We start from the raw sequence: 12,704 nt of genomic DNA on the forward strand, positions 1-12,704 counted from the left end.
TTCACAATGCTAATCAAATAAATTTTAACTTATCCACATGTGAATAACAACATACACACTACGTTTGAATTTACAAAAAAAATTCTCTAGGAACGACTTCCCCTAGAGAATGTTTACCTTTTTAATGAAATAACGACATGGCGATGCGGTTCTGTCCCAGCTGAAAACGTTTGTATTCTGTCGTCATCGCTTAACGCCGTATGAATGACTTTCCGCTCCCATGCACTCATCGGTTCTAACGAAATATCTTTTCCCATTTGTATCGCTTTTTTCGCCATATTTTTCGCTAAACGAACAAGTGTTTCTTCTCTTCGTTTTCGATATCCTTCCGCATCAATAACAACTCGAAGCGGACGATCCGTATAACGATTTAAAACTCCTTGTGCCAATAATTGTAAAGCATTCAGCGTTTGACCGTGCTTTCCAATTACTCGCGCAACATCACGACCTGAAAGGAAAACGACTAAACGTTCCCCTTCCACTTGACACGCGAGCTGGACACGGACATTCATTTGTTCGATAACATGTTTTAAAAACGATTCGACACAATGAAATGGATGACTGATCGTCACTTCAACGATTGCTTCTTGTCCACCGAACAAGCCAAGAAACGGCTTTTTTTCTTGTTGCACAACAACAATATCGACCGCTTCTTTCGACACATGTAATCGCGCTAACGCTTTTTCCACTGCCTCTTCTACCGTTTGGCCCCTCATCGTGATTCGTTTCACTTTCCTGTTCCCCCAGCCTCTTTCGTCGCTTTTAAGTCTGGCCCTTTAATGAAATACGTTTGTACAATCATAAATAAGTTTCCAACAACCCAATAAAGCGAAAGCGCTGCTGGGAAGTTGATCGCAAAGACGACGACCATAATTGGCATTAACCAAAGCATCATCGCCATTTGTGGATTTTGTTGCTCTGTACCGGCCATCATCATCTTTTGTTGAATAAATGTTGTGACTCCGGCCACAAGTGGCAAGATAAAAAACGGATCTTTTTCACCTAAGTCAAACCATAAAAAATTATGGCGCGCAATTTCTTCTGTACGCATAATAGCATGGTAAAATCCAATTAAAATTGGCATTTGAATAAGTAATGGCAAACACCCAGCTAACGGATTGACACCGTGTTTTTGAAAAAGCAACATCGTTTCTTGTTGAAGTTTTTGTTGCGTTTGTGCATCTTTTGAACTATATTTTTCACGAAGTTTTTGTAGTTCTGGTTGTAGCGCTTGCATCGCTTTCGAATTTCTCGTTTGTTGAACCATGAGCGGCAAAATAGCTAAACGAATCAAAATGGTTACGATGATAATCCCTAAACCGTAATTGGAACCAAATAACTCAGACGTATATGTAATTAACCAAGATAGTGGGTAGACAATATACTCGTTCCAAAAACCTTTACTTTCTGCAGTAATTGGTTGGTTAATTTCTGAACATCCTGCTAACAAAACAGCAAGAAGTAAAAACAGCCATGCAATCTGCCTTTTTTTCACTCGTTTTTCCCCCTTACTTTATACATTCCATGAAGTATTTTAACATATCGGTCGATCAAACATTTAATGAAAAACGTTTGCTCGTCTTAACACGTGCAATAAACTTTTTTTCGCCTCTTCATATCCCATCGTAGCTACCGGCACTCGCGCAATAATAACATAATCTTTCCCTGCGTCAATCCGACCCAGCTCTTCGTGAAACACTTGGCGAATATACCGTTTTACACGATTGCGGACAACCGCTTTCCCTATTTTTTTGCTAACGGATAACCCGATGCGAAAATACGCTTGCTCTGGTTTATCGAGAACATATAAGACAAACTGCCGATTCGCCACCGATGTTCCTCGTTTGAATACTTCTTGAAATTCGTCATTTTTTTTTATGCGATATTTTTTTTTCATGCGCTCTCATCACACCTCGATCGTAACTCCCGTTAGAAAAAAGACCACTGATCGTTCAGTGGCCTATGCAGATAATACTTTTCTTCCTTTACGACGGCGACGAGCAAGAACTTTTCTTCCGTTTTTTGTGCTCATACGCGCACGGAAACCGTGTACTTTGCTACGCTTCCGTTTGTTTGGTTGATACGTTCTTTTCATATATGACACCTCCCTGAGGAATAACTGTTAAAAGACAGTCTTTCTAATTATAGTGAGAAATTTAGAGAAATGTCAACTACTCCAGGAGTATCTTTTTTTTACTATACTGTGATTATGAATGTGGATAAATTTTTTGTCGCTTTTTCTGTATCCACAACATTTATCGACAAGTTTTTCACATCTTATAACCTTGTGGATAAAATTTTTTCACAACTTTTTCGTTTTGTGGATAATATTTTAAAACCATTGCAACATAAGTATTTATCTGCTATTATATTGTTGTTTTTACTCTGGATAATTATATAAGTTTTTTGCATTATCCACAAAATGTGGATAACGTGTGGACAGTTCCGTCCACATACTGTGTAAATATTTGTCCACAATCCGTGAAAACTGTCGAAAAAAATTTTTTATAGACAAACAAGGTTGTACAAAAGTTAAACACCCGCGCGGAGAAGGAGGGAGAGCGGCGTGGAAAATATTTCGGACTTATGGAGTAAAGCATTAGCCGAAATTGAGAAAAAAATTAGCAAACCGAGCTTTGAAACATGGTTAAAATCAACAACTGCGCATTCATTAAAAGGCGACATACTCATTATTACCGTCCCGAATGAATTTACAAAAGACTGGCTCGAATCACGTTACACCCGGCTAATTGAGCAGACACTTTACGACATTACCGGAGAAGAGTTAAAAATTAAATGCACAATTCCTAATCATCAAACATCAGAGGAATTCGATCTAAAACCAACGAGTAAACCGCGAAAGCATGATGACGAACAAGCAGAATTTCCACAAAATATGCTGAATCCAAAATATACGTTTGACACCTTTGTCATCGGATCTGGAAATCGCTTCGCTCATGCCGCATCTTTAGCGGTGGCAGAAGCACCGGCCAAAGCATACAACCCCCTTTTCATTTACGGTGGTGTAGGCCTAGGCAAGACGCACCTCATGCACGCAATCGGTCATTACGTTCTTGAACATAACCCATCAGCGAAAGTCGTCTATTTATCTTCAGAAAAGTTTACAAATGAATTTATTAATGCCATTCGCGATAACCGTCCAGATGATTTTCGTAACAAATATCGCAATGTGGACGTGCTGTTAATAGATGATATTCAATTTTTAGCTGGAAAAGAACAAACACAAGAAGAGTTTTTCCATACGTTTAATACGCTACATGAAGAAAGTAAGCAAATTGTCATATCGAGTGACCGACCTCCAAAAGAAATTCCAACGTTAGAAGACCGCCTGCGTTCTCGTTTTGAATGGGGCTTAATTACGGACATCACTCCTCCTGACTTAGAAACGAGAATTGCTATTTTGCGTAAAAAAGCAAAAGCAGAAGGGTTCGACATACCAAACGAAGTGATGTTGTATATTGCTAATCAAATTGACTCGAATATTCGAGAATTAGAAGGAGCGCTCATTCGTGTCGTTGCTTACTCTTCTTTAATTAACAAAGAAATTAACGCAGATTTGGCAGCAGAGGCACTAAAAGATATTATTCCAAGTTCCAAACCAAAAGTAATTACGATTCAAGACATTCAACGTGTTGTCGGAGAGCATTTTAACGTGAAACTTGAAGATTTTAAAGCAAAGAAACGAACGAAATCTGTTGCTTTTCCGCGTCAAATCGCTATGTATCTTTCACGGGAGTTAACCGACTGTTCGCTCCCTAAAATTGGTGAAGAATTTGGAGGACGTGACCATACGACAGTCATCCATGCTCACGAAAAAATTTCAGCTCTCATTCAAACTGACGTTCAATTACAGAAACAATTGAAAGAAATTATGGAGAAACTGAAATAATGTGAATAACTGTTTCATGTTTGTGCACAGACTGTCCACATGTGGATAGTCTGTGCTTCCTTTGTTTTATTCACTTATCCACATAATCACAGCACCTAGTACTATGATTAATAGTTTTTTAAAAAAATATAATAAATAAATTGAGGAGGTTTTCTTTGTGAAAGTTATTATTGATCGCGATCACTTAATGAGAAGTGTACAAGATGTAATGAAGGCCGTATCATCTCGAACAACAATTCCTATTTTGACTGGAATAAAAATCGTTGCTTCTGAGCAAGGGGTTACATTGACAGGAAGTGATTCAGATATTTCGATTGAATCGTTTATTCCAGCAGAGGAAAATGACCGCATTATTGTTGATGTCATTAAACAAGGGAGTGTAGTTCTACAAGCGCGATTTTTTAGTGAAATTGTTCGTAAGCTACCAAAAGAAACGGTAGAAGTCGAAGTAAAGGATCAATTTGTCACAACGATTCGTTCTGGAAAAACGGAATTTCATTTAAACGGATTGGATCCGGAAGAATATCCACGTTTACCACAAATTCAAGAGGAAAATATGTTTCAAATACCAGCGGATTTGTTAAAACACGTCATTCGTCAAACAGTATTCGCAGTGTCCACCTCAGAAACACGTCCGATCTTGACAGGTGTCAACTGGCGAATCGAAAATAATGAACTTACATGCATTGCAACAGATAGCCATCGACTGGCTATGAGAAAAGCAAAAGTAGAAACAGAATCAGAAGCATACTACAATATCGTCATTCCTGGCAAAAGCTTAAACGAACTAAATAAAATTCTCGAAGAGTCCAATGAGCCTGTTCACATTGTTGTAACAGAAAATCAAGTATTATTTAAGACAAAACATTTGTTGTTTTTCTCACGTTTGTTAGATGGGAACTATCCAGATACATCTCGACTTATTCCAACAGATAGCCAAACAGATATGATCGTAAAAACGAAGGAGTTTTTACAAGCCATCGACCGTGCGTCATTGCTAGCACGTGAAGGAAGAAATAACGTTGTTCGTTTATCAACACTGTCTGACAAAGTCGTCGAGATTTCTTCAAACTCACCAGAGATCGGAAAAGTGGTAGAAGAAGTGCAGTGTGAAAAAGTAGATGGAGAAGAATTAAAAATTTCTTTCAGTGCAAAATATATGATGGATGCATTAAAGGCGTTAGAAGGAGCAGAAATTAAAATTAGTTTTACTGGTGCAATGCGCCCATTTTTAATTCGGCCACTTCATGACGATTCCATGCTCCAATTAATTTTACCTGTGCGCACATACTAAAAGCTGCTAGATCACCTAGCAGCTTTCCTTTTCTTCACTCTTCTTTTTTAGTACAATGAAAGAATGGACACTTTTTATAGAAAGTGAGCGGATGAGAGATGAAAGAAATAAAAATTTCAACAGAAACCATTACACTTGGCCAATTTTTAAAACTAGCAAACGTCATTTCAACAGGAGGAATGGCGAAATGGTTTTTGCAAACAAACGATGTATTTGTTAACGGTGAGCGGGAACAACGTCGTGGTCGCAAACTAAGAGCAGGAGACGTTGTCGACATTCAAACAATCGGTACATTTACGATTTGTTCGTAAAGGTGGGAGGCACCTTTGTTTTTAGAACAGTTAACTTTAAAAAATTACCGCAATTATGAACAAGGTTGTTGGCAATTTCAAAACAAAGTAAATGTCATTTTAGGGGAAAACGCCCAAGGCAAGACGAACATCATGGAATCGATTTATGTCTTGTCGATGGCAAAATCCCATCGAACGACAAATGATAAAGATTTAATTCGTTGGGACAAAGATTATGCTAAAATAGAAGGTAAAGTAGGAAAGAAAAACGGCCCAATTTTTTTACAGTTAACCGTGTCGAAAAAAGGGAAAAAAGCAAAACTAAATTATATCGAGCAGGCAAAATTAAGCAGTTATGTCGGGCATATGAACGTCGTTATGTTTGCCCCAGAAGATTTAAACCTTGTAAAAGGGAGCCCGCAAATTCGAAGACGTTTTATCGATATGGAAATCGGCCAAGTATCTCCAGTTTATATGCATGAACTTGGTCAATATCAAAAAGTGTTGCAACAAAGAAATCAATATTTGAAACTACTTCAGTCAAAAAAACAAACAGACGAAACGTTTCTTGATGTGCTCACAGAACAGCTTGTGGAGCTCGCAGTAAAAATCACGCTCAAAAGATATGAGTTTATCGAATTATTACAAACATGGGCGAAACCGATTCATGACGAAATTAGTCGAGGTCATGAACAATTGGCCATTCATTATTGTCCTTCGGTCGATGTATTAGACAAACAACAATGGTCGAGAATAGTAGAGGTGTATAACGATAAGTTTACACAAATAAAAACAAAAGAAATCGAACGAGGTACAACGCTCATCGGTCCACATCGGGATGATTTATCGTTTACGATTAACGGAAAAGATGTACAAACGTTCGGTTCCCAAGGTCAACAACGAACGACGGCCCTTTCATTGAAACTAGCTGAAATTGATTTAATTTTTTCAGAAATCGGCGAGTATCCTATCCTTTTACTCGATGATGTTCTGTCAGAACTAGATGATTTTCGTCAAACACATTTGTTAAATGCTATACAAGGCAAAGTGCAAACATTTGTAACAACAACAAGTATAGATGGAATTGAACATCGCGTCGTTCGAGACGCAGATGTGTATGAAGTTGTCTCTGGACAAATGATGAGACGATAGTTGTTCATAAACCTCGAACGTATTGTTCGAAAAGGAAAGCGTAGGTGATCAATAGTGGCGATGGAACAAAGAGATCAAATTGTTTATGATGAAAGTCAAATACAAGTTCTCGAAGGGTTAGAAGCAGTACGAAAAAGACCGGGGATGTATATCGGATCAACCGGATCGAAAGGATTGCATCATCTCGTTTGGGAAATTGTTGATAACAGCATTGATGAAGCGTTAGCTGGATTTTGTACGGAAATTAACGTCATTGTTGAAGAAGACAACAGTATTACAGTAATAGATAACGGTCGAGGGATTCCTGTTGGTATTCACGAAAAAATGGGGAGACCTGCTGTTGAAGTAATTATGACTGTATTGCACGCCGGTGGAAAATTTGGCGGTGGCGGATATAAAGTGTCTGGGGGATTACACGGAGTCGGTGCATCTGTTGTTAATGCGTTATCAGAAGAGCTAGAAGTATATGTACATCGCGACGGGAAAATTCACTATCAAAAATATAAGCGTGGTGTACCTTGCGCAGATTTGCAAGTTGTAGGTGAGACAGATCGGACAGGCACAACCATTCACTTTAAACCAGATCCAGAAATTTTCACAGAAACGACGGAGTATGATTACGACACACTTGCGCATCGCTTGCGAGAGCTTGCTTTTTTAAACAAAGGCATTCGTATTACGCTAGAAGATCGACGCGGTGAAAAACGACGTAACGAATATTACTACGAAGGTGGAATTTCTTCATACGTTAAACATCTAAATCGGACAAAGGAAACGCTTCATGAGGAACCGATTTACATTGAAGGGGAAAAAGACGGAATTCAAGTCGAGATCGCCTTGCAATATAACGATGGCTACACAAGTAATATATACTCATTCGCTAATAACATTCATACGCATGAAGGTGGTACGCACGAGTTAGGGTTTAAAACAGCTCTGACGCGAATTATTAATGATTATGGTCGTAAAAACAATATGTTTAAAGAACAAGATGCCAACTTAACGGGTGAAGATGTACGGGAAGGATTAACGGCCATTATCTCAGTAAAACACCCGGCACCGCAGTTCGAGGGACAAACGAAAACGAAACTTGGAAATAGTGATGCTCGTACGGCGACAGAGTCTATTTTTGCTGAACAATTTGAGAAGTTTTTACTCGAAAACCCAACAGTTGCTAAAAAAATTGTTGAAAAAGGAATTTTAGCGTCTAGGGCACGTCTAGCAGCGAAGCGAGCGCGGGAATTAACGAGGAGAAAAAATGCCCTTGAAGTATCGAGTTTGCCTGGGAAATTAGCTGACTGTTCATCAAAAGATCCAGCAATATGTGAACTATATGTCGTTGAGGGGGATTCAGCGGGCGGTTCTGCAAAACAAGGACGCGATCGCCATTTCCAAGCGATTTTACCGTTGCGTGGAAAAATTATTAACGTTGAAAAATCAAGATTAGATAAAATTTTATCAAACAATGAAGTGCGTGCAATTATTACAGCTCTTGGTACGGGAATCGGAGAAGATTTTGATATTACAAAAGCCCGTTATCATAAGATCATTATTATGACGGACGCGGATGTCGATGGCGCTCACATTCGTACATTGTTATTAACATTTTTCTATCGCTATATGCGCGAGGTAATCGAACAAGGTTATGTTTACATCGCTCAGCCTCCTTTATATAAAATTCAGCAAGGAAAACGAATTGAATACGCGTATAGTGATCGACAACTTGAAGAAATATTAGCTAGGTTACCTGAACAGCCAAAACCAATTATTCAACGTTATAAAGGTCTTGGAGAGATGAATCCAGAGCAACTTTGGGAGACAACGATGAACCCAGAGACGCGAACATTGTTAAAAGTGAGTTTGCAAGATGCGATGGAAGCGGATGAAACGTTCGAAATTTTAATGGGAGATAAAGTGGAACCGCGTAGACAGTTTATCGAGGAAAACGCGAAATACGTAAAAAATCTGGATATTTAAACATGTTGGAGAGTGTTTGGTCACCCTCCCCTTGTTTTATTATTTTGTTAAGTAAGGGAGGTTCGTTGCTGTATGTCTGAAAGAGTAAAGGAAGTGAGTATTAGTCAAGAAATGCGTGCATCGTTTCTCGACTATGCGATGAGCGTCATTGTATCTCGTGCGCTCCCTGATGTGCGTGACGGACTAAAGCCAGTACATCGTCGTATTTTATATGCGATGCACGATCTAGGAATGACTGCGGACAAGCCTTACAAAAAGTCGGCACGTATTGTCGGTGAAGTGATCGGTAAGTACCATCCGCATGGTGATGCAGCGGTATACGATACAATGGTGCGGATGGCACAAGATTTTAACTATCGATATATGCTTGTGGATGGACATGGAAACTTTGGATCAATTGATGGTGATGCCGCAGCAGCAATGCGTTATACAGAAGCAAGAATGTCGAAAATTTCAATGGAGCTGTTGCGAGATATTAATAAGGACACGATCGATTACCAAGATAATTATGATGGTTCAGAACGTGAGCCAATTGTTTTGCCAGCTCGTTTTCCTAATTTACTTGTGAACGGATCTTCAGGGATTGCGGTTGGGATGGCAACGAATATTCCACCGCATCAACTTGGAGAAGTCATTGACGCTTTATTGGAACTGATGAAAGATCCTGACATGACGGTTGCTGAATTGATGGAATATTTGCCAGGCCCTGATTTTCCGACAGGTGCGCAAATTATTGGAAGAGGCGGCATAAGAAAGGCGTATGAAACAGGACGTGGTTCGATCACATTACGTGCCAAAGCGGAAATTGAGCAAAAAGAGAACGGAAAAGAAATGATTATCGTCCGTGAATTACCTTACCAAGTCAATAAAGCGAAGTTAATTGAAAAAATTGCTGAACTTGTACGCGAAAAGAAAATCGACGGCATTACAGATTTACGTGATGAATCTGATCGGAGCGGTATGCGCATTGTCATTGAAGTAAGAAGAGATGTAAGCGCAAATGTAGTGCTCAACAATTTATACAAACAAACAGCTTTACAAACGAGTTTTGGGATCAATATGCTTGCCCTTGTCGATGGACAACCGAAAGTATTAAATTTAAAACAATGTTTACAACATTATTTAGACCATCAAAAAATTGTTATTCGTCGTCGCACTCAATTTGAGCTAAACAAAGCAGAAGCTCGCGCACATATTTTAGAAGGTTTACGCATTGCCCTTGATCACCTAGACGAGGTAATTGAGCTTATTCGTCAATCTGCAACCGTAGACATAGCGAAAGAAGGATTGATGACAAAGTTTCAGTTAAGTGAAAAGCAAGCACAAGCTATTTTAGATATGCGTCTACAACGTTTAACGGGACTAGAGCGTGAAAAAATTGAACAAGAGTATGGAGAGCTAGTGAAGCTCATCGCACATTTAAAAGCCATTCTAGCTGATGAGCAAAAAGTTTTACAAATCATTCGTGACGAATTGCTTGAGATTAAAGAGAAGTTCAATGACTATCGTCGCACAGAAATAGTAAATGGCGGTTTAGAAACAATCGATGATGAAGATTTAATTACTCGTGAAAATATCGTTGTTACATTAACACACAGGGGATATATAAAACGTCTTCCTGTTTCAACGTACCGGAGCCAACGACGTGGAGGTCGTGGTATTCAAGGGATGAATACGAATGAGGACGATTTTGTCGAGCATTTAGTCATTACATCGACACATGATATTGTTTTGTTTTTTACAAACAAAGGAAAAGTATACAAAGCAAAAGGATATGAAATTCCAGAGTTCAGTCGCACAGCAAAAGGTATTCCAATAGTTAACTTATTAAACATTGAAAAAGATGAAGTAATTAACACGGTGATTGCAATCGAACAATTCCATGAAGATGCATTTTTATTTTTTACAACAAAGCAAGGAATTGCTAAAAGATCCCCTTTATCATCGTTTGCTAACATTCGTAACCATGGTTTAATTGCTATTCATTTACATGAAGGCGATGAATTAATATCTGTAAAACTGACAGATGGGCATAAACATATGATTGTAGGGACGAAAAAAGGAATGTTAATTCGTTTTCCTGAGACAGATGTTCGCTCAATGGGACGGACGGCTGCCGGTGTAAAAGCAATTACGTTATGTCCCGGTGACGAAGTGGTTGGTATGGAAAGCTTGAATGGTGATGAGGAGATTTTAATTGTAACGCGAAATGGTTATGGAAAACGAACACCGGCTTCAGAGTATCGGATTCAAAGCCGTGGTGGAAAGGGGATTAAGACGTGTAATATTACTGAAAAGAACGGCGATGTTGTTGCTGTCAAAACAGTTACAGGTGAAGAAGACTTAATGTTAATGACCGCAAGCGGTGTAATGATTCGTATGGCAGTGAGCGATATTTCCGTCATGGGACGAAATACACAAGGTGTTAAGCTCATTCGTCTAGATGAAGAAAACGAACAGGAGTATGTCGCGACAGTAGCGAAGGTACCAAAAGAAGAAGAAAAAGAACAACTGCAAGAAGCATAGAGGGGAAAAACTCCCCTCTATGCTTTACAAAAGGGGGGGGAGAAAGGCATGTTGTTAGTAAAAACAGCTCAATTGCAAGAAGGGTGCATTTTAGCCGAAGATATTATCGGAAAATCGCATCGTGTTATCGTTCCAAAAAATACGGTGTTAAATACGAAACTATTAACTGTATTGCAAAAGTTTCTTGTTGATCAAGTACGTGTACAGTCAGTTCTTGTTGACGGTAGCACATTTCGACCAAGTGAAGTCATTCAAGAAGATGTACCGAAGCCAAAAACAACGGAAAACAAAGATATATTGACCTTATATTTAGAAGTTGTTCAACAATATAAACAAATGTTTCAAGGATGGCAGTCCGGGTTACCTGTCGACATTAGCAAAGTGCGTAAAATGTTTATGCCTTTGTTTGAAAAAGTGTTGGAATCAGAAAAGGAGCTACTCTTTTTTCATCACTACTCTACAAAATCGGAGTACTTCTTTCACCATGCAGTAACAGTCGGTCTTCTCTCAGGTGTATTAGCGAAAAAATTACAATATGCAAAAGGAGATTACACGCAAGTCGCCATCGCTGGGCTATTAAGCGATTGTGGTATGTCGAAAGTGGACCCGAAAATACTTAACAAAAGTACAGCTCTTACTCCAATGGAATATAAAGATATGCGCCAACATACCGTTTACGGTTATAAAATGGTTCAAAAAATTACTGCATTACAAGAAGGAGTAAAGCTCGCTGTTTTGCAACATCATGAGCGAAATGATGGCAGCGGATATTTACTTAGTGTTCAAGAAAAAAAAATTCACCCTTATAGTAAAATTGTTGCTGTCGCAGATGTTTATCATGCGATGATTTCTGAGCGTCCTTATCGTAATAAGCAATCACCTTTTAAAGTGTTTGAACAAGTTCATAAAGATTGTTTCGGAAAATTCGATCTCTCCGTTGTTCAAGCGCTGTCTTCTCTTTTGATGAACCTTTCTTTAGGAGCAAAAGTAAAATTATCAAATGAACAAGTTGGGGAAATTATCTTTTTTGAACAAGACTCACCGTCTTGTCCAATGATTAAGATAATGAATACAAACCAAATCATTTCACTAAAAAACGAAAAAGATTTGTGCATTGAAGAGATTATAAAGTGAAATGACAATGGCGATTGTCCATGTCATTTCATTTTTTTATAAAAAAGTGTTGACAATAATGAAGTGCTCTTGTATGATATATCTTGTGCTTGATGTTCTTTGAAAACTGAACGAAACAGCAGCGTAAAAGCTAAGGATAACTTTTCTATGGAGAGTTTGATCCTGGCTCAGGACGAACGCTGGCGGCGTGCCTAATACATGCAAGTCGAGCGGACGAATCAAAAGCTTGCTTTTGATTCGTTAGCGGCGGACGGGTGAGTAACACGTGGGCAACCTGCCCTGTAGACGGGGATAACACCGAGAAATCGGTGCTAATACCGGATAACACGGAATGTCGCATGACGTTTCGTTGAAAGGCGGCGCAAGCTGTCGCTACAGGATGGGCCCGCGGCGCATTAGCTAGTTGGTGAGGTAACGGCTC

Annotated in this window: 11 protein-coding genes and 1 rRNA gene; 8 read left to right on the forward strand and 4 right to left on the reverse strand. The window is 39.0% G+C overall.

Annotated features, from left to right (window positions below):
* Nucleotides 1-113: 113 nt before the first annotated feature.
* From jag to rpmH, 4 genes are all read right to left on the reverse strand, one after another.
* Nucleotides 114-731: an RNA-binding cell elongation regulator Jag/EloR gene (gene jag, locus HNQ82_RS05315; RefSeq protein ID WP_183247770.1), complete on the reverse strand. Its 618-nt coding sequence runs from the start codon at nt 729-731 to the stop codon at nt 114-116.
* The gene (spoIIIJ, locus tag HNQ82_RS05320; protein ID WP_055440876.1) at nt 728-1,495 is read right to left on the reverse strand and encodes a YidC family membrane integrase SpoIIIJ; all 768 of its coding nucleotides are present in this window, start codon (nt 1,493-1,495) and stop codon (nt 728-730) included. Before spoIIIJ ends, jag begins: the two co-directional genes overlap by 4 nt.
* Nucleotides 1,496-1,558: 63 nt before the next feature.
* On the reverse strand, nt 1,559-1,897 hold the full coding sequence (gene rnpA, locus HNQ82_RS05325) for a ribonuclease P protein component (RefSeq protein WP_183242675.1): 339 nt from the start codon (nt 1,895-1,897) through the stop codon (nt 1,559-1,561).
* A gap of 63 nt (nt 1,898-1,960) precedes the next feature.
* Complete coding sequence (rpmH, locus tag HNQ82_RS05330; RefSeq protein ID WP_003397591.1) at nt 1,961-2,095, reverse strand: 50S ribosomal protein L34; 135 nt, start codon at nt 2,093-2,095, stop codon at nt 1,961-1,963.
* Nucleotides 2,096-2,566: 471 nt separating this feature from the next.
* Between rpmH and dnaA the strand changes: the two genes are divergently transcribed.
* The 8 genes from dnaA to HNQ82_RS05370 all read left to right on the forward strand — a co-directional run.
* Nucleotides 2,567-3,910 carry a chromosomal replication initiator protein DnaA gene (dnaA, locus tag HNQ82_RS05335; RefSeq protein ID WP_183247772.1) on the forward strand — a complete coding sequence of 448 codons (1,344 nt, stop codon included), beginning with the start codon at nt 2,567-2,569 and terminating at the stop codon, nt 3,908-3,910.
* Nucleotides 3,911-4,067: 157 nt separating this feature from the next.
* Complete coding sequence (dnaN, locus tag HNQ82_RS05340) at nt 4,068-5,204, forward strand: DNA polymerase III subunit beta (protein WP_183247774.1); 1,137 nt, start codon at nt 4,068-4,070, stop codon at nt 5,202-5,204.
* Between the two features lie 98 nt (nt 5,205-5,302).
* A complete protein-coding gene (gene yaaA / locus HNQ82_RS05345; protein ID WP_035048191.1) occupies nt 5,303-5,515 on the forward strand; it encodes a S4 domain-containing protein YaaA in 213 nt (70 codons plus the stop codon).
* Between the two features lie 15 nt (nt 5,516-5,530).
* Nucleotides 5,531-6,646, forward strand: a complete 1,116-nt coding sequence (gene recF / locus HNQ82_RS05350; protein ID WP_183247776.1) for a DNA replication/repair protein RecF — start codon at nt 5,531-5,533, stop codon at nt 6,644-6,646.
* 60 nt (nt 6,647-6,706) lie between these two features.
* Nucleotides 6,707-8,623, forward strand: coding sequence for a DNA topoisomerase (ATP-hydrolyzing) subunit B (gene gyrB / locus HNQ82_RS05355; RefSeq protein WP_183247810.1), 1,917 nt, complete (start codon nt 6,707-6,709; stop codon nt 8,621-8,623).
* A gap of 72 nt (nt 8,624-8,695) precedes the next feature.
* The gene (gene gyrA / locus HNQ82_RS05360) at nt 8,696-11,149 is read left to right on the forward strand and encodes a DNA gyrase subunit A (RefSeq protein ID WP_183247778.1); all 2,454 of its coding nucleotides are present in this window, start codon (nt 8,696-8,698) and stop codon (nt 11,147-11,149) included.
* 48 nt (nt 11,150-11,197) lie between these two features.
* A complete protein-coding gene (locus HNQ82_RS05365; protein ID WP_183247780.1) occupies nt 11,198-12,283 on the forward strand; it encodes an HD-GYP domain-containing protein in 1,086 nt (361 codons plus the stop codon).
* Between the two features lie 144 nt (nt 12,284-12,427).
* Nucleotides 12,428-12,704: ribosomal RNA gene (locus HNQ82_RS05370) — 16S ribosomal RNA — on the forward strand; the annotation flags it as partial.

The sequence above is a fragment of the Anoxybacillus tengchongensis genome (assembly GCF_014201585.1).
GTDB classification, from domain to species: Bacteria; Bacillota; Bacilli; order Bacillales; family Anoxybacillaceae; genus Anoxybacillus; species Anoxybacillus tengchongensis.

Coding starts and splice junctions, on each gene's coding strand:
- rnpA (WP_183242675.1), bottom strand. CDS start 1,897: ATGAAAAAAAAATATCGCATAAAAAAAAATGACGAATTTCAAGAAGTA.
- rpmH (WP_003397591.1), bottom strand. CDS start 2,095: ATGAAAAGAACGTATCAACCAAACAAACGGAAGCGTAGCAAAGTACAC.
- yaaA (WP_035048191.1), top strand. CDS start 5,303: ATGAAAGAAATAAAAATTTCAACAGAAACCATTACACTTGGCCAATTT.
- gyrB (WP_183247810.1), top strand. CDS start 6,707: ATGGAACAAAGAGATCAAATTGTTTATGATGAAAGTCAAATACAAGTT.
- gyrA (WP_183247778.1), top strand. CDS start 8,696: ATGTCTGAAAGAGTAAAGGAAGTGAGTATTAGTCAAGAAATGCGTGCA.
- HNQ82_RS05365 (WP_183247780.1), top strand. CDS start 11,198: ATGTTGTTAGTAAAAACAGCTCAATTGCAAGAAGGGTGCATTTTAGCC.